Source organism: Algorimicrobium bowmanii, from assembly GCF_054031195.1.
In genome coordinates this window covers 2,350,120-2,376,211 of the sequence record NZ_CM132929.1, presented here as the reverse complement: position 1 = coordinate 2,376,211, position 26,092 = coordinate 2,350,120, and the positions used below count along the sequence as shown (strand labels likewise).

Here is a 26,092-nt window from a genome sequence, read left to right as displayed (position 1 = left end):
CCGTATATTTTATTTTTAATAACATTTAAAATGGTAACTGTCAGATTTGTAGGGGACAGTTGAGGAGCAAATGTACTAAATTAATCAGATGAAACGCTAAAATTACCGTTTAAATGCAATTTAGATGTTTAGTAGGTAACATATACATAACCTGTAATGGGTTTGTAATTGGGGTCGTTTAAATAAAGAACATAAAAATAGGTCCCAACAGGCACGCGTTTTCCGTTTGTTTGACTGCCTTTATTAGCAATGCCTCTCCATGGCGATTGATCGTTTCCTTCAAATATTTCTGTTCCCCAGCGGTTATATATTATCAATTTATGATTTTCAAAAATGGTATAAAGCCCTTGAATGTTAAACCAATCGTTATGGCCATCATTATTAGGTGTAAAGACTTGAGGAATATAGGGGGGGCAGTTTATAACGCTTAGGTTAAATTTATAAAAATTAAAGCAGTTTTCGGTGTTTATACGGATATAAATTTCTTGTGGTGAAACCGTATTTTCATAATACTCCGGAATAAGAATAGCATTTTCTTCCGTAAACACGTCACTTTCTGAAAGGTAAAATGTAGCAGTTTGTGTGTCTTGATTATCAATATAACGTAGTTGTTCTGTTAAATCAAAATAGGCTGTATTATAGCCCGTATCACAATCTTCAAAATCCGGAAGATTAATTACTTCAGGTTCTGGTAGTAAATTAATAGCTTCCGTATACGCATTGTTAAACTCATTCAGTTCAGTAACAATCCCTAATCCTGTTCCAGTATCATCTATAACAGCTTTAAGTATAAAACTCTCCGGGATATACTCCGGAATATCAATGGCAATCGTTTGTGTTTCTATGCCATTAATAGGAATAGGGTTTAACGTTTCGGCTTGTGCTATGAGTTCGTTGTTGGCATAAATACTTATAGGTGTATTCGGAGGTAAAACTTCTGTAGCATTAAAGTTTTGTGCCGTATAGCTAAATGTTAACGTTCTTGTGGCACAGGTTTGTATAACATGCTCAACCCGTATTGTTGCATCGGGAAGTTGACTGTTTAGTACAGTAATGATATTATTTAAAATAATTAAATCAGCTTGAAATATACCAAATTCATCTAAAGCACCAGTAGTTAGTTTTATGGCTACCGAAGTATCTCCAACCGAAATATTGTTTTCAATAGTATAAACATCTAAATCGCCGTTGTAAAAATTGGCAGTTTGTGTAAAAGTATTGGTGCCATTAAAAGCATTGTTTTCAGGGTTTAATGGAGGGTTTGATAGTAGGTTGTCGTTTATGAGTAAGGATTCACCATAATTTAAATTACTATCACCTTCCCAAGCTAGAAAGCCAATTTTAGCCCCCTCGTTATCCAAAACATTAACATTGTCTAGCAAGATGTTTTTTTCTTGAACGTTTCTATTGATAATTTCTAAGCCTTGAAAAATATTTATTTGATTGATGGGGAGGTTTTCATTTTCATACACAACATACATACTCCAACCCGCAAAGTTTGTTCGTGTATTACAATAGCCGGGGTTTGAATTTAGAGTTTCTGAAATATCTAAATTCGAAAAATTATAGAGCCCATTTCCAGTTTCTAATATATAAGATGTTATATCGGCATAACAAGAAAAATAGGTGAGTACCCCATAAGAGGAATCATTATAGTCCACGGTATAGGTTTCTTCGGCTATGACGTTGGTACGGTTTAAAGATACCTCGGTGTCACCGGTACCCGAACCTGCCCAATATAAATAAGCTCGTACAATTTGCCAGTCGTTATCTATTGCCAATAAAGCATCCGAATTTGGGAGTGTTTCACAAAATGTCCTATCTAAATTATTTTCAGATTGGTTTAATGTGTTACCAATAGCTAGGTAGTCGTAACGGCCATTTAATTGCTGAAATAAAGAAATTTCTTGACTGAATACAGTTGTACTAGTAAAGCAAACTATTACTAAAAGAATATATTTATTTAATTGAGACATAGCGCATGGTAACAATTTTAAATATACGCTTTTTAAATTTTAACGCTTTAATGTAAAGTGACTTTTAAACACACGGCCATCTTGCAATTGCACAGAAAACCAATAATCATCTACCGGAAGTGTTTCGCCTTTATAAGTTCCATCCCAACCACGATCTAATGGACTTAGTTGCTTCAGGAGTTTACCGTATCGGTCAAAAATTAAAATTCGGGTGTTTGGTTGTATTTGTGCCGAAACTCCGTAAACATTCCAAGTGTCATTCATTCCATCACCATTCGGTGTGAATACTTTAGGGAATCCAATAACTGAAACAACAGCGTCTACAGTTCCACAATCGTTCTTAACGTCTTTCACCATAACAGTATAGATGCCTGGTTTAACATTTGTAAACTCAGGATTCGTCTGGTAGTTTGCATATAAATTACCGGAATCATCAAAAAGCGCATATTCATACTCACCTTCTCCTGAAACAATAACAGTAACGCTATTATTGCCTTGTAAACCATCTGAAACATCAAGCGCTAATATAGTCGCAATATTCGAAGCTTCTACGTTAACCGTACGTGTTTGTTCACATCCAGCACTATTGGTAACAGTAACGGTATAATTACCTACTTCATTAACAGCTATCTGATTGGTTGTTTGACCAGAAGACCATGAATAGGTATAATTATTTGGCGAATCATTTAAAACACCAGCGTCAATAAAAATAGACTGCGGGTAGGTGTTTAAACAATATAGCAGCGTTTCATCTGCTTCTAAAGTTGGACGGCTATTAATTGTAATATTAACCGAAGCAATACCAAAACAGGCATTGTTGTTTTCCACACGTGCATATAAGGTTTGGTTGTATGGTGTGGTATTAGTATATGGAGATGTTAATGCATTTGTTTCTAATAAAGCATCGTTGTATGTTTCATAATAACTTACCGGGAATGTTATGCCGTTGTCTTGCTGAATGGCTGTTGTAAATTCCGTTAAATCAAATGTGTTTATTCCATCTTCAGAACCTAGTTCATCGCAGGCCACAGGAGCATCATAATTATTTATTTGTGTTGTACTGACCTCCAAGGTTAAGTCTGCCAATTTATAACATCCGGTAGTGTTATCAATAACTTTAGCAATTAGAACTTCTGGGTTGCTAGTGTTTGTGTAGCTAGCAGCATCAATCTCATCGCTGCTACTCATAGCATCGGCAGCATTTTCATAATATTCAACACTTACCGTAGCTGAACTTCCGCTTATTGTATCGTATGCTTCTTCTAGGTTGAAGGTTGTTATACCATCTGAATTCCCATCAACATCACATTGAATAAGACTGCTATTGAATGCTTCCGGTACCGGATTTATGTTAACCGTGAAAGAGTCTGTACTATAACAATCTGTATTTTGATTATTTTCAACTCTTACAAATATAAGCTCTTGAAAAGCTGTTTGATTATAATAGTCATTCGGCAGCGGAGAGATTCCTAAATCGGCATTATTCTGCGACGTATAATAACTTACGTCGAAATCGGCAGGATTTTGAGTGCCTAAAGCTATAGCATCAAAATCTAATAAATTAATCGTAACCTGTCCGTTGGCATCATCGCCATCTACCGCATCATCACACCAAACTTGATCATCAATAGCAGAAACAACCGGCGTAATATAAACCTGTATCTCAAAAGTAGTTGTTTCATAACAATTTGCATTTCCTTTGTTATCAATACGTGCTACAATAGTTTGTGGGTTGCTGGTATTAGTATATAAGCCTACAATGGCGTTTTCGTTATTATTGGCATCGGTGGTGTTTTCAAAATAACTAACGTTATAATTAGCTGGGTCTTGGGTGCCTAATATTTCAATATCACGAACCGTTAAATCAAATTCACTTGTTGTGCTCGTATCACAAATATCTAGTTTCGAAATAGGGTTAGCAACAGGTATATCAAAATATTCTACAACCGCTTCACCTTCAATTCTATTACAATCGCCGTTATTCAAATCAATCACAACTTTGTAAACACCGGCTTCATCAACTTCTAAATCGAAATCTGATTCAGCTAAAGGCGCATCGTCTTTCGTCCATGTATAAGTCGCACCAGGGATATCATCGGCTGTTAAGGTGTAGATGTCACCAGTACAGAGTGGTAAAAAAGTATTTTGCCCTTCACTACTGGCGTTGCCAATGATATCAATTTTTTCAACAAAAAAGGAGGCAATAAAAGGCGGTAAACCCTGTGTTGAATTATTTTGACCTAACGAAACAGCATTATGCACATAATCGGCAGCAGTACCTACTGAATTTGGACTGTTTATAACACTTAAAGATGGTAAACCTCTGGTGTAGGTTTCCGCCATTGTTCTATAAATTTTACCATTTGGACCCAATTGTAATGCGCTTCGGTATAATGTTCTGTTGTCTAGAATAACTGCTGAAGTGCTGATGTTTAAGGCTGTTAAATCGTATTGTACTAATACTGATTGGTGGCGACTAGGGCTTGTGTCTGCACCGGTTCCGAAGTAATCATTAGAAGCTGTTACGTATAAAATGTTACTATTAGGTGAAAATTCGGCTCCATAAGGACTGTCATTTACACTTGGTATTGATAACTGACGATCGTTTGTGAAAATTCCTGTGTTTACATCAAAATCAAAAAGATAGATACCTTCAGCGGTATAAGCACAAGCTACCTTGGATCCATCGGGAGAGAATTTTAAATAACCACGCATATCATTATTAGAAGTCAGGCTGCTGAACGATGTTGTTACGGCCGTGTTGTTTACACCTGCAGTGGTTACTTCAAACGCATGAAAGGTATTTAAAGGAAATGTGCCTGAACCGTTAGCATTCGATAAAGCAATTACCCAAATAGCGCCTGTAGCACAGTCTCGCAATACAGCAGCAATTTTTTCAGCACATTGATTTAAAAGTCTTTGGTTTTTTATTGTTACAGCACCTAAACCAGAATCTAAGGTCATGTCTACAACCGAGTAATTCAAACCTGTTAAGGATTGATTAGAACCTACAGTAAAAATATAATAAATATCAGCATCTTCAGGTTTCGGAACTACAATAGCCGATTGGGTACTAGACAAGTTTCCTAAAAGCCCCATACCATTACTCATAATGGTATGATTTTTTGTGTAAACTGTCGAACCTTCGGTGTAAAATAGTAAGTCGCCATTGCTATCCGATATGGAAGAGCAACCTTCTACCGTGTTTAATTGTCCATCATCTAGAGCTACAACAGAGCCGTCAGGTTGAAATTGGATACCAGCATTTTCACCAAAATACCAATTAGAGGCTTGCTCTTGAGCAAAGGCAGTAGAAAAAACTAATAAAAATATATAGAGGGATAAATTTTTCATTAAGGGATGTATTAATCCCCAAATATATTATAAATCTCGCTTCTTTAATAATCTTAAGGACAAAAACACCAATATTGCAGTCCAAGCTAGTACAATAAGTACTTCATACCAATGCACGGCATAATCGTAAGCAAGATCTCCTTTGTCGGGAAATTTGGTCATCATAAGACGCTGAACCGGCTGATCTATTAAATTATACATGGACTCTAAAGGCATAAAACCTTTAATTCTAAAAGCGCCTTCGGTAGTTCCTGTAATTTTGTAAGCACCCCAAAACACTAGCCATTCTACAATATATAATACAAATAGAAAAGCTAAAGCAAAAGCCGAACGTCTAAGCAGCATTGCAAAAAATAAGCATAAGGTGAAGAACCCAACCAGTTTAACAAAATAGGCTAAAATAAATTCCGTTTCTCTAAAGATGATACTAGCTTCTGTATAACTTGAGTAGTACAGACCAATAAAAAAGGTTGCGAGTGTAATTAATAGGGTTGCAAATAGGGAGAAAAAGACAATAGTATAGAATTTAGAAAGTATAAACTCCTTTTTACTTAAGCCGTCTATTAAATTTTGCTTGATGGTTTTATTACTGTATTCATTACCAATCATACTAACCACTACAATGGCAAAGAAAAACTTGAAATATGAAGCGAAAAAGGTGGTAATATGCCAAATAATAGGGAAATTAAAAATGCCTAATTCGCCCAGTTCTAAGGTAAAAAAACCAAAGAAGTTTATTTTTATCGAGGCTAAAATTAGCACCGTAAACGGTAGGATAAAGGAAATGAAAATTAATATCTTATTGGTTCTGCTTAAAAGCAGTTTTTGTAATTCTAAGTTGACTAGTCGAAACATGTGGTTGGTTTTGTAGGATTAGTTGTTGTCGGTTAATTGTAAAAACTGTTCTTCCAAACTTTCTTTACGTTTTACCAAGTGCGTTAAGATAATGCCGTTTTCAAACAGCAATGAATTAACAGTTTGTGTATCTACAGGTTCTTCTAAAAAGGCTGTAATGAGGTCGCCTTCTAGTTTTACTTTGCCAAACATTTTACGCGATTCTAAAAAGGTTTTTAGTTTCGTGGTATCGGCTGCTTTAAGTTCTAAGAAACCATGGCTAGATATCATTTCATCTACACGTCCGGCGTATAACTTTTCGCCTTTTCGTAGTACAACCACATGCGAGCATACTTTTTCTACTTCATCTAAAAGGTGTGAGGCTAACAAAATAGTAGTTCCTTGACTAGCAATAAGTTTTATAAGGCTTCTAATTTGGTGAATCCCTTGCGGATCTAGTCCGTTTGTAGGCTCATCTAGAATTAAAATCTCAGGGTCGTTTAGTAAGGCTGATGCAATTGCTAAACGCTGTTTCATACCTAATGAAAAGGTCTGAAATTTACTATCCTTTCTTTCTAATAAATTTACGAGTTCTAATTTTTCTTCAATTTTAGAATACGGAACACCTTTAATTTTACAGACAAGCTTTAAATTTTGATGAGCAGTCATGTATGGGTAAAAGTTAGGGCGTTCAATAATAGCACCTACTTTTTTCAATGCATCGTGTGTTGAGGTGTTACCACCAAACCAGCTAAACTCGCCAGATGTTTTGTTTACAACATTAAGGACAATTCCTAAGGTTGTCGATTTTCCGCTCCCGTTAGGCCCTAAAATACCATACACATTTCCTTTGTTAATGGTGAATGATAAATTATTTACAGCCGTTAGGTAGCCAAATTTTTTGGTGAGATTATTAATTTTAAGAATGGTTTCCAAAATCGTATTGGTTTTTGTTAGTGGTTATAAGTAGGACGATTCATTTCTAGATTTGTTACAAGGTAAAATAAAAAAAGCATTCCGTTATGAATGCTTTTTAATAGTATCTGTTATAAGGCTTTGGTTTAGCCAAGAAATTAATTCCAGTTTTGATCGAAATCTAAATTGTCATAATCATCAATATCTAAGTCGTCATCAAACTCATCACCATAAGCGTCTAAATTCTCAGCTTCAAAGTTTTTTTCCGGCGCTTTGTCTGGTACTTGCCCATGAACAAACATCAGATTTGGATAATCGGTGCCTTCGGCTTCTTCAACAATTTCTGCAAGTTCAACATAAAATGTCCACATGCTTAAAAAATCATAAACATAAATTAGTTTGTGCTGAAATTCATCAACGGTATCTTTTAAAATGGACTGGCTCATAAGCTTTACGGGATTCAAGCCATCACTCATATCAAATAAAGAAATTTCTTCTCCTTGATTCCATTCGTCATCCGACAAGTAAAAAGAAGCCATTTCTAAGCCATCAAATCCAAAGGATTGGGTGATGCTATTATGCAGGTCTTCCATGGTGTCTGTATCGCGAATTTCTAAATCGCGAAAAACGTCCTTATCACTGTCGTTATCTAGTATTATTCGAAATCTATATATCATAATTTTATTTATGCTGCAAAGGTAGTTATTTTAATATTATTTGCTAAATCGGTGGAGTGTAAATGTCATAGCTGTAAGCAAGAAAAAAGCACCAATTTGGTGGGCAACACCAAGCCAAAGTGGTACAGCGTAGATGATGGTTAAAACGCCTAATAAAAATTGAAATCCTACGAGGATTAATAGGGTGTTAATTCCTTTTTGTTGTAAACTTGTTAGTGTCATTTCACGGGCTTTAAACCATAAAATAAAAATGAAAATTACAACCAAATAAGCAAAAGTTCGGTGTACAAACTGAATGCCACTTGGGTTTTCAATAAGGTTTTTATAAAAGGGCTCTAAAATATAAACCGTTTCGTGCATGAACTTTTCTTCATTCATAAATGGCCAATGGTTGTGTAGTAAACCTGCTTTTAACCCTGCAACAAAACCACCATATATAATCTGAACAATTAAAATTACATAGGTTACTATTATTAGGTTTCTGAACTTGGTGTTCACAGGTTTTTTATTGGGGTACATTAAGTCTAGTGCTACCCAAACGGTTGCGGCAAAGGTTAAAAAGGCTGTGGTTAGGTGTGCGGCTAGCCTAAAATGACTCACATCCGGCATATCTACCAAACCACTTTTTACCATATACCAACCTAAAAATCCTTGAAAACCACCTAAGCCAAGTAGTACCAAGCATTTTTTTATAGTTTTTTTGGTGAGCTGTTTTGTTGCTAAAAAATAAAGGAAAGGAATTACAAAAACCAACCCTATTAGACGTCCGATAACACGGTGTAGCCATTCCCAAAAGTAAATCCCTTTAAAATCTTCTAGAGTGAAATGGGAGTGTAGTTTTTGAAATTCTGGATACTGTTGGTATAACTCAAAAGCTTGTTGCCATTCAGCATCGCCAATTGGGGGGATGGTACCTGTAATTAATTTGTAGTTTGAAATAGATAAGCCAGAATCTGTTAACCTGGTGATACCACCAACGACCACCATAATAAATATTAAGAAACAGCCTGTAAATAGCCAGTAAATTACTTTTTTGTTGTCTTTTTTCATCTTTAAATTAATTCTTTTTCAAAGCACAAGCTGTTTTCAATATTTGCATATTGGCCATAGTTTGTTATTATATTGTAATCATTTTTTTTGTAAAAGGCTATAGCTTCGGTTTGCCGTTTTCCAGTTTCTAGAATGCATTTTTTATAGCCTAATTGTTTGGCCCAATCTTCTAAAGCTTGTAGTGTTTTTGTGGCAACACCTTGACCTCTAGATTTAGGGTTTGTATACATGCGCTTAATTTCAATGCTTGATGTATTGTATTGTTTAAAAGCGCCACAGCCAACAGGTATGTTGTTTATATAAGCAACTATAGTATTTTTTAAAACATCAATTGTATTAAACTGGTTGTAAAAATCATGCTCATCACCATCCAAAACCTTTAAATAGGCATCTAGTTCTTCTACTAGGAGAATAAAGTCTGGGTTTTCTGAATGGGTTTTAACTACATGCATTTTTTTTGCTTTTTATTTACAAACACGAAATACCATTAGCTACTCACTTTTTGTTAGTCCCAAGCGTTTACCTTCTTTAAGCATGAGTTCAAAAGCGGCTGCGTGCTCATTTGGAATTTCGCCTTCTAAGATGGCTTCTTTAATGGTTTCTTTAATGATGCCAATTTCGCGAGAAGGCTTCAGGTCAAAGGTTTTCATAATTTCTTCGCCTGTAACTGGAGGTTGAAAGTTTCTAATCTGGTCACGCTCTTCAACTTCAACAATTTTATCACGAACAAGTTTGAAATTGTTATGGTATTTTTTAAATTTTTTAGGGTTTTTAGTGGTAATGTCAGCTTCGCATAAGGTCATTAAATCCTCTACATAATCGCCAGCGTCAAAAACTAAACGTCTAACAGCTGAGTCGGTCACCATATCATCGGCAAGTACAATTGGTCTGGAGCTCATGAATACCATTTTTTGTACAAATTTCATTTTGTCATTTAAAGGCATTTTTAACCTTTTAAATAAGCGGTACACCATTTTAGAACCTTCAAACTCATGCGCGTGGAAGGTCCAACCTACTTTTTTACTAAAGCGTTTGGTTGGTGCTTTTCCAATATCGTGCAGTAAGGCAGCCCATCGTAACCACAGGTTGTCGGTGGTTTGCGAAATATTATCAACCACTTCTAAGGTGTGGTAAAAATTATCCTTATGGCGTTGTCCCTCAATTTCATCAATACCTTTCAGTGCTGTAAGTTCTGGGAGTATTTGTTTTAACAAGCCCGTTTTTTCTAATAATAAAAAGCCTATCGACGGTTTTGGCGACTCTAGGATTTTATTCAGTTCAACCACAATACGCTCTTTGGTAATAATCTCAATGCGGTGGTTGTTTTTGGTAATAGCATTCAGTGAGGTTTCTTCAATTTTAAAAACTAATTGTGTTGCAAAACGAATGGCCCGCATCATACGTAAAGGATCATCACTATAGGTGATATCGGGGTTTAAAGGGGTTCTGATTATTTTATTTTCTAAGTCTTGAACACCTAGAAACGGATCTAATAAATCGCCAAAACTAGTTTTATTTAAACTTAAAGCAAGCGCATTAATAGTAAAATCTCTTCGGTTTTGATCGTCCTCTAAAGTCCCGTTTTCAACCACAGGGTTTCTACTGTTTTCAGTGTAGCTTTCTTTACGCGCTCCTACAAATTCAATTTCAATATCTTCAAACCGCAGCATGGCTGTGCCATAGGTTTTAAAAACTTGAACCTTAGGTTTGTTTGGTAAGTTTATAGCAACCTGTCGGGCTAGTTCAATACCGCTACCAACAGCTACAATATCAATATCTTTAGGATTGCCACGTTGTAAAAGAAAGTCGCGAACAAAGCCGCCAATAACGTAACAGTCTACCTGTAACTCGCTAGCTGATTTTGAAATGATATTAAAAATAGAGTGGTTTAGTGCTTCTTTGTGATTCATTGTATCTTACTAACTAGTTATTCCCGAATAATTTTTACACCACCACTATTACTTAGTTTTATAATAGTTGAAGGGTTTCCGCCATTTTTTTGCTGCTGCAAATTTACTACATAATCTACACCTTTTAAAATCGCTTCATCTATTTCTTTAAAGGATTTGGGTGTTGGTTTTCCTGCAAGATTTGCCGATGTAGACACGATAGGTCTGCCCAGATACTTAATCATTTTTTTACAAAAATCATGATCTACAATTCGTATAGCTAAGGTGTTATCTTTTGCTACTAAATTTTCAGCAATTCCAGCTGGCGCATCGTAAATAACGGTTGTCGGTTTGTCTGCAATATCTAAAATGGTATAGGCTATTTTAGGTACATTATCAACATGCCTTTCTAGCATGCTATAGTTGTTTACTAAACAAATTAATGCCTTGTTATCGGCTCGCTGTTTTAGGTTGTATATTTTTTGAACCGCTCCTGCGTTGGTCGCATCACAACCAATTCCCCATACCGTATCTGTTGGGTATAAAATTAGTCCACCGCGTTTTAAAACTTCTAAAGCGTTTTCTATTTCGTTTTTCATTATTTCTTGAGACATATAGGCTCTTAATTTTAGAGTATGCAAAGATAATAAATATATAAGCGGTTATGTTTTGAATCCTAATGATTTCGCCTATAATAAAAAAAGAAGTCGTTTTTTATATTAAGGAACGATTTCTAAAAATAGAGAACGACAGAATTACCGACTCTATTCTGTTTTCAAGTATTTTAGCCCAAACCCAAACCGTATTGCTAAGGTAACGGGTGTTTCCTATAGCTAGTTGCTATGCTAAGGTTATAGCATTATCAGCATAAAAATAAAAGCATAAGGGGTTTTAAATGCAGATGGATTTATATATTTACTGAAAAATATTAAAGACAGAAGTATTGGGGCTACGAATAGGGAATTTAACAGGGATGCGCTTTCTTAGAGGTTTAATTGGTTCACGATTAATTGATCCGATAGAAGTTTTTTATGTAAAAGAAACGGATACGTTTTACCCTATAATTTCTAAATCGGGGTGTTCAACGGTGAAACTAAATTTAATTCGGCTTTACCAACCTAGTTTTGAGAGTCAGTTTCCAGAAATACACCGAATCGATCCGGCTGATGAAACCAATGGCATGGTTACCCGTTTGTATTTTTATAGTTTTAAAAAATATCAAGCTTTTACAAAGGGGAAGCGGATGTTTATGGTTATCAGAAATCCATTTGAGCGTATTTATTCCTGCTATCAAGATGTGAAAAAGTCTAAAAATATCATGTACGAACACCCATCGGGTTTAACAGGTTTTTTTGGTATAACAAGTCAAGATAGTTTTGAGTCGTTTTTAACCAAAGTTATACGTTTACCAGATTATCTGTCGGATAGGCATTTTAGGGGGCAATCGTATTTTCTCTCTAAAGGAGTGGTAGATGGTTTGTCTAAATTAGATATTATTTTACTCGAAAATTATAATGATGTTATTAAAAGTAATGCTAAACTTAATATCAATAAAAAGGGAGTGAGTCCTAAAGTTTTACAGCTTTTAAATACGCATGTTAAATTTAAAAAACGCTTTGCTGAAGATATTAACATGTATTTCAGTCGGAAACTAGAAACTACTGCTACTAATTAATTACCTATTAATTACCTAGGTTTTTAAGTTTTATTTGTGCTAAAATAAGTTGCTTTTTAAGTTTTCTGTCCAAGCGGTTAGCACCAGCATATTTCAAATATTTTATCTGTTTTGCAGGCAGTAAGCTCTGTACTTGTTGGAGTGCCACTAATTGTTTTTTGTTTTTAGAAGCTAGTAAGTTTGGATTGGCATAGCTAGGCGTTAAAGTTTTAAACGTTTCCACGATGTCTACATCCGAAGCACGTTTGTCTGATTTAGAGAGTTGCTTGTAGCAATGTGTTAAGGTCTTATACTTCAGGTGCTCTAAATAATTCCCTGCCATTTGTTGGGCTACGGAATCGGTGGTTTTTAATACGTAGTTTTTATGTACCACCGGGAGGATTTCCAAGTAGGAGTCTAAGTTTTTCTTTTTAAAGGTGTTGGTTATGGAATTGGTATTGGCAACATTATAGAAATAGGTAGCTGTGTTATTAAACACCACCGCTCTCGCATAAAATAAGGTTTCAAAAAACCACAGTTCATCTTCGTGTAAAATGCCTTTTTTAAACTGCAGGTTGTGTTTCGTTATAAAGGATTTTCTAATCAGCTTATTCCAAGCCACACAAATAATGTCTTCTTCAATGGCTATTTTAAGAAGGTTTTTGTTTGTGTTATCAATGGTTTTTAAGGTGTGTTGGTAGTGGTTTAAATAATCTTTTATTTCGGTGTTTTGCCCGTGGGTAATAGCGTTTTTACCAATTACAATATCCACCTGGTCTTGGCTCAGGCCAACTAAGTTTTCAAGCGTTGTTTCGGCAATTAAGTCATCCGGATCATAAAAGTATATATAGGCACCTGAAGCCTTTTCTATCCCGGTGTTTCGCGCTCCAGAAAGCCCTTTGTTTTTTTGATACACATACTTAAACCGCGGGTCTTCATCAGTCCACGGTTTTATAATGCGGGCCGTTTCGTCTGTACTGCCATCATCAACAAGGATGCATTCCCAATCGGCTAGGGTTTGGTTCTGAACAGCCTGTAATGATTTTTCTAGATAATCGGCTACATTATAACAAGGTAGAATAAAGGAAACTAAAGGTGCTTTGTCTTGCATTATATATGTGAAATAAAAGCTAAAATAACTATTTATATCTTACTAAAACCTATATTGTTTCATAATTGTTATATTTGAAATCTGTCAAATAATAACCACGTTTATAACCCATACATTAACCTTATTGCGTTCATGAAGTCCAATTTAAAAATTAGAATTAAGAATACCTTTCTAGCTAAAAAGCTTAAGCGCGAAAATAAGTTGCTTGCTTTAGATAGCATTGATACAAGTAAGCCTGTTGTGTTAGTTATAGATCATATGATTCCTGAATTTGATAAAGATTCTGGATCTAGACGACTTTTTGAACTTATTAAGCTCATGCTAAAAAACAAGTATACAGTTGTTTTAATGGCAGATTTAAAGGAGTACAAATACCAAAGCAATTATATCGCACCTTTTCAGGAATTGGGTGTTTATGTTTATGAACCCGGTATAACCAAAAATGGGGCTTTCTTATCCAAAGCTGGTTTTATAAAAGCCATAGCAAGCAAGATTGATTTTGTATGGTTGCACAGACCTGAAATATTTAAAGGCTATTATAGCTTTATTAAAAAGCAAGTACCAGAAGCCCGCTTTATTTTCGATATGGTGGATTTTCATTACTTACGCCTGTTTAGGGAGTATGAAATAGATGGTAATGAGAAGACTTTACAATTGGCTAAAAACTTCTTAAAAATAGAGTTGGACAACTGCCATAAAGCAGATAAAATTGTACTAATATCTACAGGTGATGAAACGGCGTTACAAGATTTTGATATTGATTTAAATAAGGCTGAAATTTTAAGCAATGTGCATCAACATCAACCAAAAAGTGCAGCATTTGTTCCTTTTGAAGCCCGTAAAGAATTACTGTTTATTGGCGGGTTTAAACATGCGCCTAATGAAGATGCTGTATTGTATTTACACACGGATATCATGCCTAAAATATGGGCTGTTTACCCAGATTTAGTGGTGCATATTATTGGTAGTTACCCAACTGAAAGCGTACAAGCCTTGCATTCCGATTTGTTTAAAATTCACGGTTTTGTAACCGATGTTGCACCGTATTTCAATACCGCAAAAGCTTTTGTTGCTCCCTTACGTTATGGCGCAGGTATAAAAGGTAAAATAGGCCAGAGTTTGGAATATAGCTTGCCGGTAGTTACTACAGGTATTGGTGCGGAAGGGTTTGATTTTTCACCCTATGCCGATACCATGATTGCTAACGATGCCGATGCCTTTGCAGCCAATGTATTGGAAATTATAGGTGATAAAAACCTGTTTAATGCTGTAAGTGATGCATCTGAAACCATATTGGCGCCATTTTCATTAGCGCAAACGGAAACGAATTTACTTAAAGTTTTAGCTTAATTTTTAGCCTTAAGCTCGAAAACAGTATCCACCCAATTCTCAATGGTGTATTGCTGGTAAATATCCGGTTCCAAAGGTTGGTACGGTGTTTTAAAGAAACGCGGACTGAATGCTACATTTTCGGGTTGAATAATTTGAATATTCTCAGGATTATAAAACGCGTATTTAGAAATGGTTGTATTCGTCGTAATCAGTTTTTTCTGATTGGCTAAAGATTCAAATACGCGAAAACTTAACCCATTATGTCCCGTTCTAATTAAATCCAGAATAACACGCGAATCGTCTAGGTACTGCTGAAGTGCTTCAGGGCGAATTTCTGCTTTTTGGTATACAATACCAGGGTGTAACTGCTTGGGTTTGTACTTCCCTACAACTATAAATTTGTAATTCAGATTATTAGCATCCAGGTAGCTTGCCATTTTATTTAGTGTTTTAAGACGGTCATCTACAGACATCACCATAAACATGTCATATTTAAATTGGGTTTGTATGGGCTTTTTATTTAAATAAATATAGTTCGGAATATGTGTGAATTTGTACTTTTCAACATCATCTAAATCAAAAGAATATATTTTATTGAAAATTGTGTTTAGTTCCGGATTAAACGGAAAACGTTCACAGCTATCATATATGTAGGCGATGTATTTATCTGTTAAAGCTTTAACCGCTTTATGTGTGTCAAGATTTAATAAATCGGGGCGAATGCATAAAATAGCATCTTGTTTGCCGTAAGTTTTTAGGGTGTCTTTAATGAATTCTAAGCGTTTAATTTTCTTAATATTTTTGTTTAAAAATACTTTGCTTAAAAAATTTAAAACCTTATGAAAAGGTGTTTTGTAGGTGTATTTAAACTTGCTAATATCAATATGTTTCGCGTCGATTCCCTTTTGTTTTAGGGTTTCAACAATATGGTAATCGTAGTCCCAGTAATCAAAACTAATAAGGCAAACCTTCATCATGCACGTGTGAATTTGTTTAAGTTGAAATTCAAAAGTACTAATTTTAGTTTTAATAGATTCCTTTAAAAGTTATTGTATATTTGAATCCTGTCATTAATGTAAAATAAAGTACTTTGAATAAAATACAAGTCGGTTTTTTAGTGTCTTATGATTATGAATTGCTTAAGAATGCCATTCCGCAAATCTATGATGAAGCAGATACTGTTTTTTTAGCTATTGATAAGAATCGCAAAACATGGAATGGAAGTTCAATTGTAATTGCAGATAGCTTTTTTGAATGGATAAAAGGCTTTGATGTAGCAGGTAAGATTCAAATATATGAAGCCGATTTCTATGTACCCGAACTAACCACCATGGCGTGTGAGGTTCGCGAGCGTAAAATGCTAGCAGAAGAAATGGGTATCGGCAACTGGCTGATTCAATTAGATGCAGACGAGTATTTTATTAACTTTAAAAAGTTTGTTGCTTTTTTAAGAACTAAAAACAGCTATTTACAGAACCCTGAAAAGCATAAAATTCAAGTTAAACCTTATCATGTAACGCTTTATAAAAAATTAGAAGACGGGTATTTATATATTACAAATACCACGAAAACCGTGGTGGCTACCAACTATCCGGATTATACCGTAGGTAGAAAAACCAAAGGGCGTGTTCATTATGTCAATGCTTTGGTATTACATGAATGTTTATCGCGCGATCGGGAGGAATTGGTCACAAAACTAACCAATTGGGGCCATAATTCGCAGGTAGACCTCGAAGGTTTTATGTCTAAATGGGATAGTATTACCAAAGATAATTTTCAAGACTACGAAGGGTTTTATTATATAGAACCGATGAAGTGGAAGCATTTAGATTTTATAGCGGGAAATAACTTTCAAGAGCTTTTTACTAATTTTATGGAGCAGAAGGAAAAGCGTCTTTACAAGTCGGATTTTTATATCTTCAAGAAGAATCTCGGACAGTATATTAACTATTTATTTAAAAAGTAATCATGCGCACGAATCACAAGGTGCACCAGTCCTTTTTAAAGGATGCGGAAACCATAACTAACTTTGTTTCTAACTACGAAACATCGGGTACGGATTTTGGAAACCAAGACCGAAACTCGCTTAAGTTGTTTGATTTACATGGACAAACGGTGAATGTAAAATCCTTTAAGGTACCTAATTTTATAAATCAGGTAGCCTATCGGTTTTTTAGAAAAAGCAAAGCGCAGCGGTCTTACGAGTATGCCAATCGTTTATTAAGTTTAGGTATTGGTACACCACAACCTATAGCGTATTACGAGTATAAAACCCCTTTTTTATTTAAGAATAGTTATTATGTCAGTGCCCATTTACCGTATGATTTAACGTATCGGGAGTTAACTTTCGATTTTAATATGCCTCATTACGAAGCTATTTTACGGGCCTTCACAGCGTTTACTTATCAGTTGCACGAGGCTGGTGTTCATTTTTTAGACCACTCACCGGGGAATACCTTAATTCAATTAAATAATGGCGATTATAAGTTTTATTTGGTGGATTTAAACCGGATGAATTTTGGTCCTATGGATTTTGAAACCCGCATAAAAAACTTTGCACGGTTAACAACGCATAAGTCTATGGTTGCTATTATGAGCGATGCCTATGCCAAGTTAAGCGGTTACGATTATGATGCCGTTTATAATGTCATGTGGGGAGAAACAGAAGCTTTTCAGAACCGATTCCAACGTAAGAGACGTCTTAAAAACAAGTTCTTATTCTGGCGTAAAAAAGGCTAGTTCTTTTGGCGCAAGAGCCAGAGTTTTACGTAGCGCATAAAAACCACATAAGCTTGAATGTAGCCTATGGTTAACCCAACAACACCATCTCTAAAACCACTTTGCACCACATAATGTTTAAAGAACCCCCAAAAAGGTTTTATTATAAAGTGGTAGGGTGTTAGTGCGCCTGTTTTTTTATCGTAGTCCTCCGCTTGTTTGGTGGCATAACGGTTCATTTTTTCCATGTAGGCATCCAGGCTGGTGTAGGTATTGTGGTATAACTTGGCTTTTAGTTTGCCTACGGTGCCATTGGCAATAATTTCCTCATGCACGCGTCGGTCATCATACCGGCAGGCATCGCGTTTAAATAAGCGGATCACTTTATCATTTCGCCAACCACTATAATGTACCCGTTTCCCCATAAAGTGGTTCATGCGTCCTATCCAATACGCCACATGCTCTTGCGGGTTGCTAAGCGTGGTTTGTATGTCTGCTTGTAATGCTGGGGTTATCCGCTCATCGGCATCAACAATAAGAATCCATTGGTGTTTGGCCTGTGGGATAATCCAGTTTTTCTGCTCAGCGTGGTAGGTAAAGGCTCGTTGTATAGCGGTTACGTTTAAACTTTTTGCCTTTTCAAAGGTGCCATCGGTGCTAAAGCTATCAACTACTAGTATTTCATCCGCAAAACTTACTGAAGCAATGACGCCTTCAATATTGTGAATTTCATTTTTAGTAATTATGATGGCTGTTAGTTTCTCCATGGCTAGTTTTCTATGGTGTTTAGAAAGGTGTCTAGTTTCAATTCAAACAATGCAGGTTTAAATTCTTGGTACAAGCTCATGGCTTGAGGTTTTAATGCTTTTTCGGGTTTTCCTTGGTAGGTTTCGGGTTGGTAATCTTTTAAATGCACCGCTTCATGTACTTGGGCTTCTTCAAAAATATTCCAAGTGTCCTTGCTTATCCACGTGGAGAAGATGGTAAAGGTTTTTATGTTTAGCGCTTTCGCCATATTTACGGCGCCTCCTTCATTACCAATTAAGGCATGGCAATGGGCGGTAAGTGCTAAAAATTCCCGTAGGCTTTTACCAAAAAGCTCTAGGTAAATATGCTGTTGTGTTTCCGGTTTGCACAAGTTGTAAATGGCTTGGGCATCGGCTTGTTGTTTGGGGATGTAGTTAAAAAGTATTTGCCCGTTTGTGGTACTTACAATCTGATCGATAACCGCAGCCATATATTCAAACGGATAGGTTTTATTAGGGCCACTCCCTAAAACACTAATCATAATCAGTGGTTTTTGGAGGTTTATCTGGTGTGCTAGTAAAACCTGTTTGCTAGTTTCTAACTCGGTTTGGGTTAGGTATATTTTGGGTTTAGCGCTTGGGCTGTTTATCCCCAAAGGTTCCAACAATTGCATGCGGTTAACTAGGGCTAAGCCGCATGCTTGTTTGGTTTGGTTTAGACGTTCTATATTATAATGATACAGCCATTTGGTGTACCATTTGGCATAGGATATTTTTGTTTTAGCACCGGAACGCGCCGTGATGATATTACTAGATATTTTAGAATACACATCAATAAGCACATCGTAGTTTTCCTTTTTTACCGCTGTTGCCAGTTTAAAAAGGGCTTTTTTATCCGTTTCAGCTTGGGGTGTAAACAAGACTAGATTATCAATAAACGGGTTATTTTCCACCACTGGTGTGGTGTGGCTGTTTATTAAATAATCTAATTGTGCATGGGGGTACTGTTCCCGTAAGGCCTCAAATAAGACGCTAGAGGTTAGCACATCGCCAATCATTTTTTGCTGTATGACTAAAATTTTCAAATAAATTCCCTTTTGTTAGAAGCGTCCTGCTTAATTATACGGCTACGTTATATTCTCTTAAGGCGTCGTTTAATGAGGTTTTCTTATTGGTACTCGCTTTACGTTTTCCAATAATTAAAGCACAAGGTACGTTGTAATTTCCTGAAGGGAATTCTTTTGTATAACTACCTGGAATCACCACCGATCTTTCTGGAACAACACCTTTCATTTCAACCGGTTCATCGCCAGTAACGTCAATAATTTTAGTACTCATGGTTAAAACAACATTGGCACCTAATACCGCTTCTTTTTCAACACGTACACCTTCTACAACTATACAACGCGATCCAATAAAGGCACCATCTTCAATAATAACTGGTGCAGCTTGTAAGGGCTCTAATACACCACCAATACCAACACCACCAGATAGGTGAACGTTTTTGCCAATTTGTGCACAACTACCTACTGTAGCCCAAGTATCAACCATCGTACCTTCGTCTACATAGGCACCAATATTTACATAACTCGGCATTAAAATAACCCCTTTAGATATGTAAGCACCATGTCTTGCAACTGCATTTGGTACTACGCGAATCCCTTTGTTTTCGTAACCTGTTTTTAATGGAATTTTATCATGGTATTCAAAGATACCCACTTCAAAGGTTTCCATTTTCTGAATCGGGAAGTATAACACAACGGCTTTTTTAACCCATTCGTTTACTTGCCAGCCATTTTCAGTTGGTTCTGCCACACGTAGCGAGCCTTTATCAACTAAATCAACAACACTGCGAATGCTATCAATAGTTACTTTATCATTTAATAGTTCGCGATTTTCCCACGCGTTTTCAATAACTTGTTGTAATTGTTCCATATTATTTTTACTAGTCAATCCTAAACTTGATTTACATTTTTTATATAGGAAACAAAGATAAAGTTATAATTGTATTCTTAATAGTGGAAGCGTCTTAAATAATTGCTTTTCTATTTCGGGTTTCAATTATAATAGTAACTTTGCCAACTATGGGACGGATACTTGCAATAGATTACGGAAAAGTTAGAACAGGGATTGCTGTTACGGATGAACTTCAAATAATAGCATCGGGGTTAACTACGGTTGATACCAAGACTTTAATTGCTTTTTTAATGGATTATGTGGCTAAGGAATCGGTGGAACTCTTTTTGGTAGGCGAGCCTAAGCAAATGAATAATGATCCGTCTGAAAGTGAGGCTTTAATATTGCCTTTTTTAGAGAAGCTTAAAAAGTCTATTCCACAAATACCTATACAGCGTGTTGATGAGCGTTTTACTTCTAAAATGGCTTTTCAGACGATGATAGACAGTGGTTTGTCTAAAAAGAAACGTCAGAATAAAGCTTTGGTAGATGAGATTAGTGCCACCTTAATACTTCAGAGTTATTTATATTCCAAATAGTTTTCTAATGGTTGGGCTTTTGTATTTCCTTTCGGAAATGTTTCAGAGTATCTAGTCGTTTAAATTGGTAGTTTGTCAGATTATTTTGATAGTTAATTGGAGTTGTTAGATTTTTGTTTCAACTATTAATTAAATCAAATCTTATGAAACAAATTTACTTAACTGCGGTGCTATTTATGGCACTATTTTCTTTTAACACAGCTCAGGCTCAGGTATGTCCAGACAATGGTTTTACCAACACGACATCTTTATTCTTTATTTACGAATCGGTACTTGTAGACTGTGCAGACCGTCCAACCACTATTAGTGTAGATGGTAGTTCATTTACATTATCGTTTTGCGACTCTAGCTTATCTATCTACGATTTAGATGCTGGTGAAGATGCTATTACGGATACCACAACATTTACGGCCAATTTAGGTAGTGCAGCGTGCCAGTATTTAAATGGCGATTTAACTAGCGAAACCTTATCTTTAGAATCTATAGATTCTGCATTAAACGGATTTAAAGTCTTTCCAAATCCAATTGCTCAGGGTCAGGATATTCAAGTAGCTTTTGGCGCGCGTTTAGATGCCCAAATTAGTTTATATGCTGTTACTGGAAAGCGTATCCTTTCTAAAACAATTAGTAACGTATCCCGTACGGCTGTATCAACGGCTAATTTAGCCAATGGTATTTACGTACTACAGGTTAAGAGTGGTTCGTCTACCGTTTCTAAAAAAGTGGTGGTTATGAACTAAGCCTATCCTTATATATTATATAACAAGACCGCTAGCAATTTGCTGGCGGTCTTTGTTTTTATACCGTTTATCGATTATTTAAAATGAGGGGTTGTTTTTTAGTACGTTTTTTGGGTTCTGTGTGTTTGTTGTCAGGCTGTTAGGTGGGGTTTGTTTTGGAGGCTGCTCGATAATGTGTTGCTTATAAAGGCTGACTGACATTACGTTTATCGGTAAAAAATAGACCTTTATCTTATAAACGAATTTAACGGGTGTTTCGTCAAATTAATTCGGTGCTTACCGTTTGTCGATACTATATTTGCCCTGTTCAAATAAAGCAACACGTATGAAAACTTTTTTATTTATAGCTCTTTTTATGATTATCGGATTAACCGGTGTACAGGCACAAGAAGCGCTACAAAATACGCCAGTTAAAACGGCTGTTATAGCTGCTGAAGCTATTAGCACAATAGAAACAGATTCTAAAGAGGTCGCTGCTAAAAAGAAAGATATTTTAGTGAATAAGATCGCGTCTAAATTACGCGGTGAGATAAATATATTTGTATTAAAAGAAACGCGTTTGGTTTGCTAAACCCCGTTTTTCTTACTTACAATCCACGAGAACTCCTTTATTAAAGGAGTTTTTTTATGCGTATATATAAGAAGAGTTGTATTTTTGCACCGAATTTATATAAAATATAATCCATGATATTACCTGTTGTAGCCTATGGCGATCCTGTATTAAAAAAAGTAGGCCAAGATATTTCAAAAGACTATCCTAATTTGGATGTGCTTTTAGAAAATATGTACGAAACGATGTATAATGCCTATGGTGTTGGACTTGCGGCACCACAAATAGGGTTGGCTATTCGTTTGTTTTTGGTAGATACAGCACCATTTGCAGATGATGAGTCGCTTTCAGAAGAAGAGCGTACCTATTTAAAAGGCTTTAAACAAACCTTTATAAATGCACGTATTTTAGAAGAAACAGGCGACGAATGGGCGTTTAATGAGGGCTGTTTAAGTATTCCCGATGTTCGTGAGGATGTATTCCGTAAACCGACTATTACTATCGAGTTTTACGATGCTGATTTTAAGAAACATACCGAAACCTATACCGGTTTGGTAGCACGTGTTATACAGCATGAGTACGACCATATAGACGGGGTTTTATTTACCGATAAACTGTCGTCTTTAAAGAAGCGCCTGATAAAAGGTAAGCTGACCAATATTTCAAAAGGAAAAATTAATGTGGATTACAGAATGCGTTTCCCAAGTCAAAAAAAGAAACGATAATATTTGTATAACATAGGGAAACGTTTGATATTTGTCCACTTTAACATGAAGATATGAGTTTAGAAAAAGTACTATCGATAGCTGGAAAACCAGGATTATATAAGATGATTGCTCAAACACGAGGCGGCTTTGTTGCAGAATCGTTATTAGACGGCAAGAAAATGTCTGTAGGTATTCATCACAATGTGAGTATCTTGAGTGAAATAGCTATTTACACACTTACGGAAGAAAAGCCTTTACGCGAGGTTTTTAAATTAATTAAAGCAAAAGAGTCTGGAAACGAAACGGCTATTAGTCATAAAGCCAGTAAAGACGAATTAGAAGCCTATTTCTTTGACGTTTTATCGGATTATGATGAAGATCGTGTTTACGCTAGCGATATTAAAAAGATTATTCAGTGGTATAACTTACTTCATAAAAATGATATGTTAGACCTAGAAGAAGCCGATGCTGAAGCTGAAGCGGCAGTAGAAGCTGAAGATAAAGCCTAATTTATTAGGTGTGATTACAATCTTAAAAAATCCAGTAGCGCTCAAGGTGTTACTGGATTTTTTTTGCTTAAGTCCGTTTGGTATTTATAAAACGGCCCTACATTTACGAACCTAAAAACACAAACCCGATGCATACACGCGCAGAACAATTAGAAGCTTTCGATCGATTATTAACCATTATGGATGAGTTGCGTACGCAATGTCCGTGGGATAAGAAGCAGACTATGGAAACCTTACGACCTTTAACCATAGAGGAAACCTACGAGTTGGGGGATGCTATTCTAGATGAGGATTTAGAAGAGGTGAAGAAGGAGTTGGGCGATGTACTTTTGCATATTGTGTTTTATTCTAAGATTGGTAGTGATACTTCTGATTTTGATATTGCCGATGTGTGTCATGGTATCTGTGATAAATTAGTAAGTAGGCACCCGCATATTTATGGCGATGTTACGGTAGCCGATGAAGCAGAGGTGAAACGTAATTGGGAGCAATTAAAACTTAAAGAAGGGCGCGATAGTGTTTTGGAAGGGGTTCCCAAAAGTTTACCAGCCTTGGTAAAAGCCAGTCGTATACAGGAAAAGGTAGCAGGCGTGGGCTTTGACTGGGAAGCGCCTCATCAGGTGTGGGATAAGGTTCAGGAAGAGCTTGGCGAGTTTCATGACGAAGTATCAAAAGGCGATACCGATGCTATGGAAGCGGAGTTTGGCGATGTGTTGTTCTCCTTAATTAATTACGCCCGCTTTTTAAAAATTAACCCCGAAAATGCCTTGGAACGCACCAATAAAAAGTTTGTAAAACGCTTTCAGTATATCGAGGAGCAGGCTAAGAAGTTAAACAAGCCTATACAGGATTTGAGCTTGGCGGAAATGGATGTATTTTGGGAAGCTGCCAAGAAGTTGTAAGGTACCTGTTGAGTTTAGCTAAAAAAAAAGCTGCCTAAATGAGACAGCTTTTTCCATGCGTATTGGCTTTACAATACTTCGATAAGTTTCAGAGCATTAAACGCACCGTTTCTTAACGGGTATTGAATGCCATTGACCTCTTGGAAGAAAGAAACTTTTAAGAAAAAAAGTTCGTTTCCAGTTCCCACAGCTGCAGCTGAAGGTGTTAACGAGATGGTGGAAGTCGTTCCGTTAATAGGAAGATTAACAGTTGTACTTGACTGAAAATCCTTCTCACCAGTGCCAAAGTCTAAGTTTAGAAACCCTGAGTTAAAACTCACATGGGTTGCCCCACCAGGTTGATCTAAATCTTGGTTAGGCGTAAAGTCCGGTATTGTAATCTCACCAGTTGTTGTATCTAAACTGTAATCGATTAATAATACAGAACTTAATAAGGCCTCGTTATTAAAGTCAAAGCCTTTAAGTCTGCCCAAACCTTCCGGAGTGGTAAGACCAATAGCTACTTGACGTTGACCACGAGCAGAAGTTGTATCGGTATTTTTAACCATACTCATGGTTTGCGTTAATCTAGCAGTAACGCGACTGTCTTTGGCGTCTGCCAAAAGGTTAAGTATAGCACGACGAAGCATTTTACCGCTTTTAGCACTATGTCCGAATTCTGAACCATTTTCACGTGTTCTTGCAAAAGCAGGATCATGTTTAATCCGTTTGGCACTTACACCGCCTTTGGTTCTTACTAAATACCCCTCTTTGCCTTTGTAAAAGGTAAGATCGTCCAGGGTTCCTTCGATCTTGATTATGCTTTTTAATTTTGCCATTTAAAAATAAATTTAAATTTTATAAATAATTGTTGTCAGACTTATATCTTCAAGAATGATATTACGGGCGCCTTCGTTTATCACATGTCTTGTTATACAGTAATTGACACCGTGAAAATAATAGATGCCTTGAAGTTTGTTTTTTGAGATTTCCGTTTTTGTAGTTTTGGGGGGTGGTATTTCCGATTGTGCAGTTTATTTCCTCTAAAATGTATTGTGATTTGTGTTTTTTATTGATAAGCGTTGTTTATTGTTTCATACACCATCCATACACCATCCATACACCATCCATACACCATCCATACACCATCCATACATCATCCATACACTATCTATACATTACATAAATAGCAATACTTGTTTTCGTGTTTGCTATCTATTAGATGGGGGGCTTACTTTTTTGTGGCAGAAAGCTATTACATTTTATGGTTGTTTGTTCATTTTACTCCGATAAGCTGTTTCATTATCTGATGAAAAGTTTTTTTTGTAGTTTTTTCTTACATATTTTTTACTGTTTATCGAATAATTATATTTTTTTAGTTAGGAATCCTGTCGTATCCTTAGATTGTATCTGTTTAGTTTTGAAGTGTTTAAGTGTAATTAAAATTTTTAAATTATGAAGCGTAAAAAATTATTTTTGGATTCGACCGATGTCGCATCTATGACAGGTTTGAGTCTTCGATCGGCTCGTAATATGATGCAGTATATTAGAAATGAACGTGGTTTAGGAAAGCATCAAGTAATTAGTATTTATGACTTTTGTTTTGTTTTTTCCTTTCCGGTACATGTCGTGTTTGTGTATATAAACACAGCGTTATTTAGTAAAGATCCTATAGATGCCGATTTAATTAAAACAAATAATCAGAAGCATATTTTAGAATCGGGTGACATGCAGTTTCTGCGTCATAAGGATATGGATTTGTTTATGACTACTAAGGAGTTGCAGGAACGTGATGCTCTATTGGCGTCTCAAGAGCCGGATGTTGCTTAATTTTTATATTATTTATTCTGTTGTAACTACTTTTTTTTAGTTACTGGCTCGTGTGTTTTATATTTTTAACGGATGGCTTCCTGTTGCATTGTTATTTAATAATTACTAGGTGTTACTAAGTGGT

At 36.0% G+C, this 26,092-nt stretch carries 26 protein-coding genes; 11 read left to right on the top strand and 15 right to left on the bottom strand.

Annotated features, from left to right (window positions below; all coding sequences use genetic code 11):
- Nucleotides 1-128 precede the first annotated feature (128 nt).
- From ACW5R3_RS10600 to ACW5R3_RS10560, 9 genes are all read right to left on the bottom strand, one after another.
- Nucleotides 129-1,976 (bottom strand): gliding motility-associated C-terminal domain-containing protein, encoded by a 1,848-nt coding sequence (locus tag ACW5R3_RS10600; RefSeq protein WP_456576991.1) that lies wholly within the window; start codon nt 1,974-1,976, stop codon nt 129-131.
- 39 nt (nt 1,977-2,015) lie between these two features.
- Nucleotides 2,016-5,330, bottom strand: coding sequence for a T9SS type B sorting domain-containing protein (locus tag ACW5R3_RS10595; RefSeq protein WP_456576990.1), 3,315 nt, complete (start codon nt 5,328-5,330; stop codon nt 2,016-2,018).
- Nucleotides 5,331-5,357: 27 nt separating this feature from the next.
- Nucleotides 5,358-6,185 carry an ABC transporter permease gene (locus tag ACW5R3_RS10590; RefSeq protein WP_456576989.1) on the bottom strand — a complete coding sequence of 276 codons (828 nt, stop codon included), beginning with the start codon at nt 6,183-6,185 and terminating at the stop codon, nt 5,358-5,360.
- 18 nt (nt 6,186-6,203) lie between these two features.
- Entirely contained in the window at nt 6,204-7,100 is an 897-nt protein-coding gene (locus tag ACW5R3_RS10585; RefSeq protein ID WP_456576988.1) for an ABC transporter ATP-binding protein, read from the bottom strand.
- A 137-nt stretch (nt 7,101-7,237) separates the two neighbouring features.
- Nucleotides 7,238-7,756: an IS1096 element passenger TnpR family protein gene (locus tag ACW5R3_RS10580; protein WP_456576987.1), complete on the bottom strand. Its 519-nt coding sequence runs from the start codon at nt 7,754-7,756 to the stop codon at nt 7,238-7,240.
- 36 nt (nt 7,757-7,792) lie between these two features.
- Entirely contained in the window at nt 7,793-8,806 is a 1,014-nt protein-coding gene (locus tag ACW5R3_RS10575; RefSeq protein ID WP_456576986.1) for a COX15/CtaA family protein, read from the bottom strand.
- A gap of 2 nt (nt 8,807-8,808) precedes the next feature.
- On the bottom strand, nt 8,809-9,258 hold the full coding sequence (locus ACW5R3_RS10570) for a GNAT family N-acetyltransferase (protein ID WP_456576985.1): 450 nt from the start codon (nt 9,256-9,258) through the stop codon (nt 8,809-8,811).
- 39 nt (nt 9,259-9,297) lie between these two features.
- Complete coding sequence (locus tag ACW5R3_RS10565; protein WP_456576984.1) at nt 9,298-10,716, bottom strand: CCA tRNA nucleotidyltransferase; 1,419 nt, start codon at nt 10,714-10,716, stop codon at nt 9,298-9,300.
- Between the two features lie 17 nt (nt 10,717-10,733).
- Entirely contained in the window at nt 10,734-11,309 is a 576-nt protein-coding gene (locus ACW5R3_RS10560) for an L-threonylcarbamoyladenylate synthase (protein ID WP_456576983.1), read from the bottom strand.
- Nucleotides 11,310-11,668: 359 nt separating this feature from the next.
- Between ACW5R3_RS10560 and ACW5R3_RS10555 the strand changes: the two genes are divergently transcribed.
- Nucleotides 11,669-12,370, top strand: coding sequence for a sulfotransferase family 2 domain-containing protein (locus tag ACW5R3_RS10555; protein ID WP_456576982.1), 702 nt, complete (start codon nt 11,669-11,671; stop codon nt 12,368-12,370).
- Between the two features lie 7 nt (nt 12,371-12,377).
- On the opposite strand, the gene ACW5R3_RS10550 is transcribed toward ACW5R3_RS10555, so the two are convergent.
- Nucleotides 12,378-13,460: a glycosyltransferase family 2 protein gene (locus ACW5R3_RS10550; protein WP_456576981.1), complete on the bottom strand. Its 1,083-nt coding sequence runs from the start codon at nt 13,458-13,460 to the stop codon at nt 12,378-12,380.
- A gap of 132 nt (nt 13,461-13,592) precedes the next feature.
- On the opposite strand from ACW5R3_RS10550, the gene ACW5R3_RS10545 reads away from it, so the two are divergent.
- Entirely contained in the window at nt 13,593-14,810 is a 1,218-nt protein-coding gene (locus ACW5R3_RS10545; protein ID WP_456576980.1) for a glycosyltransferase, read from the top strand.
- Here the strand turns inward: ACW5R3_RS10545 and ACW5R3_RS10540 are convergent.
- On the bottom strand, nt 14,807-15,769 hold the full coding sequence (locus ACW5R3_RS10540) for a hypothetical protein (RefSeq protein WP_456576979.1): 963 nt from the start codon (nt 15,767-15,769) through the stop codon (nt 14,807-14,809). The genes ACW5R3_RS10545 and ACW5R3_RS10540 overlap by 4 nt on opposite strands.
- A gap of 113 nt (nt 15,770-15,882) precedes the next feature.
- Here ACW5R3_RS10540 and ACW5R3_RS10535 point away from each other — a divergent pair, with 113 nt between their 5' ends.
- Both ACW5R3_RS10535 and ACW5R3_RS10530 read left to right on the top strand, forming a co-directional pair.
- Nucleotides 15,883-16,758 carry a hypothetical protein gene (locus tag ACW5R3_RS10535; RefSeq protein ID WP_456576978.1) on the top strand — a complete coding sequence of 292 codons (876 nt, stop codon included), beginning with the start codon at nt 15,883-15,885 and terminating at the stop codon, nt 16,756-16,758.
- A gap of 2 nt (nt 16,759-16,760) precedes the next feature.
- Nucleotides 16,761-17,531, top strand: a complete 771-nt coding sequence (locus ACW5R3_RS10530; RefSeq protein WP_456576977.1) for a lipopolysaccharide kinase InaA family protein — start codon at nt 16,761-16,763, stop codon at nt 17,529-17,531.
- On the opposite strand, the gene ACW5R3_RS10525 is transcribed toward ACW5R3_RS10530, so the two are convergent.
- Genes ACW5R3_RS10525 through ACW5R3_RS10515 form a run of 3 tightly spaced genes read right to left on the bottom strand, consistent with a single transcriptional unit; the run spans nt 17,528 to nt 20,191 of the window.
- Nucleotides 17,528-18,277, bottom strand: coding sequence for a glycosyltransferase family 2 protein (locus tag ACW5R3_RS10525; protein ID WP_456576976.1), 750 nt, complete (start codon nt 18,275-18,277; stop codon nt 17,528-17,530). The two genes, ACW5R3_RS10530 and ACW5R3_RS10525, sit on opposite strands and share 4 nt — an antisense overlap.
- Before the next feature lie 2 nt (nt 18,278-18,279).
- A complete protein-coding gene (locus ACW5R3_RS10520) occupies nt 18,280-19,341 on the bottom strand; it encodes a glycosyltransferase family 9 protein (protein WP_456576975.1) in 1,062 nt (353 codons plus the stop codon).
- A gap of 34 nt (nt 19,342-19,375) precedes the next feature.
- The gene (locus tag ACW5R3_RS10515; protein WP_456576974.1) at nt 19,376-20,191 is read right to left on the bottom strand and encodes a 2,3,4,5-tetrahydropyridine-2,6-dicarboxylate N-succinyltransferase; all 816 of its coding nucleotides are present in this window, start codon (nt 20,189-20,191) and stop codon (nt 19,376-19,378) included.
- 149 nt (nt 20,192-20,340) lie between these two features.
- Here ACW5R3_RS10515 and ruvX point away from each other — a divergent pair, with 149 nt between their 5' ends.
- From ruvX to mazG, 6 genes are all read left to right on the top strand, one after another.
- Entirely contained in the window at nt 20,341-20,751 is a 411-nt protein-coding gene (ruvX, locus tag ACW5R3_RS10510) for a Holliday junction resolvase RuvX (protein ID WP_456576973.1), read from the top strand.
- A gap of 143 nt (nt 20,752-20,894) precedes the next feature.
- Nucleotides 20,895-21,491: a T9SS type A sorting domain-containing protein gene (locus ACW5R3_RS10505; protein WP_456576972.1), complete on the top strand. Its 597-nt coding sequence runs from the start codon at nt 20,895-20,897 to the stop codon at nt 21,489-21,491.
- A gap of 325 nt (nt 21,492-21,816) precedes the next feature.
- Entirely contained in the window at nt 21,817-22,062 is a 246-nt protein-coding gene (locus ACW5R3_RS10500; RefSeq protein WP_456576971.1) for a hypothetical protein, read from the top strand.
- Between the two features lie 113 nt (nt 22,063-22,175).
- The gene (gene def, locus ACW5R3_RS10495) at nt 22,176-22,766 is read left to right on the top strand and encodes a peptide deformylase (protein WP_456576970.1); all 591 of its coding nucleotides are present in this window, start codon (nt 22,176-22,178) and stop codon (nt 22,764-22,766) included.
- 53 nt (nt 22,767-22,819) lie between these two features.
- Nucleotides 22,820-23,257 carry a DUF5606 family protein gene (locus ACW5R3_RS10490; protein WP_456576969.1) on the top strand — a complete coding sequence of 146 codons (438 nt, stop codon included), beginning with the start codon at nt 22,820-22,822 and terminating at the stop codon, nt 23,255-23,257.
- Nucleotides 23,258-23,385: 128 nt separating this feature from the next.
- Nucleotides 23,386-24,159 carry a nucleoside triphosphate pyrophosphohydrolase gene (gene mazG, locus ACW5R3_RS10485; RefSeq protein WP_456576968.1) on the top strand — a complete coding sequence of 258 codons (774 nt, stop codon included), beginning with the start codon at nt 23,386-23,388 and terminating at the stop codon, nt 24,157-24,159.
- Nucleotides 24,160-24,227: 68 nt separating this feature from the next.
- On the opposite strand, the gene ACW5R3_RS10480 is transcribed toward mazG, so the two are convergent.
- Nucleotides 24,228-24,761 carry a hypothetical protein gene (locus ACW5R3_RS10480; RefSeq protein ID WP_456576967.1) on the bottom strand — a complete coding sequence of 178 codons (534 nt, stop codon included), beginning with the start codon at nt 24,759-24,761 and terminating at the stop codon, nt 24,228-24,230.
- Between the two features lie 832 nt (nt 24,762-25,593).
- Between ACW5R3_RS10480 and ACW5R3_RS10475 the strand changes: the two genes are divergently transcribed.
- Nucleotides 25,594-25,968, top strand: a complete 375-nt coding sequence (locus tag ACW5R3_RS10475; RefSeq protein ID WP_456576966.1) for a hypothetical protein — start codon at nt 25,594-25,596, stop codon at nt 25,966-25,968.
- The last annotated feature ends 124 nt before the right edge of the window (nt 25,969-26,092 follow it).

Bases quoted from the DNA above. Each gene is read 5' to 3' on its own strand.
- ACW5R3_RS10555 (WP_456576982.1), top strand. From the start codon at position 11,669: ATGCGCTTTCTTAGAGGTTTAATTGGTTCACGATTAATTGATCCGATA.
- def (WP_456576970.1), top strand. From the start codon at position 22,176: ATGATATTACCTGTTGTAGCCTATGGCGATCCTGTATTAAAAAAAGTA.
- ACW5R3_RS10545 (WP_456576980.1), top strand. From the start codon at position 13,593: ATGAAGTCCAATTTAAAAATTAGAATTAAGAATACCTTTCTAGCTAAA.
- ACW5R3_RS10570 (WP_456576985.1), bottom strand. From the start codon at position 9,258: ATGCATGTAGTTAAAACCCATTCAGAAAACCCAGACTTTATTCTCCTA.
- ACW5R3_RS10580 (WP_456576987.1), bottom strand. From the start codon at position 7,756: ATGATATATAGATTTCGAATAATACTAGATAACGACAGTGATAAGGAC.
- ACW5R3_RS10525 (WP_456576976.1), bottom strand. From the start codon at position 18,277: ATGGAGAAACTAACAGCCATCATAATTACTAAAAATGAAATTCACAAT.
- ACW5R3_RS10550 (WP_456576981.1), bottom strand. From the start codon at position 13,460: ATGCAAGACAAAGCACCTTTAGTTTCCTTTATTCTACCTTGTTATAAT.
- ACW5R3_RS10500 (WP_456576971.1), top strand. From the start codon at position 21,817: ATGAAAACTTTTTTATTTATAGCTCTTTTTATGATTATCGGATTAACC.
- ACW5R3_RS10560 (WP_456576983.1), bottom strand. From the start codon at position 11,309: ATGTCTCAAGAAATAATGAAAAACGAAATAGAAAACGCTTTAGAAGTT.
- ACW5R3_RS10490 (WP_456576969.1), top strand. From the start codon at position 22,820: ATGAGTTTAGAAAAAGTACTATCGATAGCTGGAAAACCAGGATTATAT.
- ruvX (WP_456576973.1), top strand. From the start codon at position 20,341: ATGGGACGGATACTTGCAATAGATTACGGAAAAGTTAGAACAGGGATT.
- ACW5R3_RS10530 (WP_456576977.1), top strand. From the start codon at position 16,761: ATGCGCACGAATCACAAGGTGCACCAGTCCTTTTTAAAGGATGCGGAA.
- ACW5R3_RS10475 (WP_456576966.1), top strand. From the start codon at position 25,594: ATGAAGCGTAAAAAATTATTTTTGGATTCGACCGATGTCGCATCTATG.
- ACW5R3_RS10600 (WP_456576991.1), bottom strand. From the start codon at position 1,976: ATGTCTCAATTAAATAAATATATTCTTTTAGTAATAGTTTGCTTTACT.
- ACW5R3_RS10505 (WP_456576972.1), top strand. From the start codon at position 20,895: ATGAAACAAATTTACTTAACTGCGGTGCTATTTATGGCACTATTTTCT.
- ACW5R3_RS10515 (WP_456576974.1), bottom strand. From the start codon at position 20,191: ATGGAACAATTACAACAAGTTATTGAAAACGCGTGGGAAAATCGCGAA.
- ACW5R3_RS10565 (WP_456576984.1), bottom strand. From the start codon at position 10,716: ATGAATCACAAAGAAGCACTAAACCACTCTATTTTTAATATCATTTCA.
- mazG (WP_456576968.1), top strand. From the start codon at position 23,386: ATGCATACACGCGCAGAACAATTAGAAGCTTTCGATCGATTATTAACC.
- ACW5R3_RS10540 (WP_456576979.1), bottom strand. From the start codon at position 15,769: ATGATGAAGGTTTGCCTTATTAGTTTTGATTACTGGGACTACGATTAC.
- ACW5R3_RS10575 (WP_456576986.1), bottom strand. From the start codon at position 8,806: ATGAAAAAAGACAACAAAAAAGTAATTTACTGGCTATTTACAGGCTGT.
- ACW5R3_RS10590 (WP_456576989.1), bottom strand. From the start codon at position 6,185: ATGTTTCGACTAGTCAACTTAGAATTACAAAAACTGCTTTTAAGCAGA.
- ACW5R3_RS10595 (WP_456576990.1), bottom strand. From the start codon at position 5,330: ATGAAAAATTTATCCCTCTATATATTTTTATTAGTTTTTTCTACTGCC.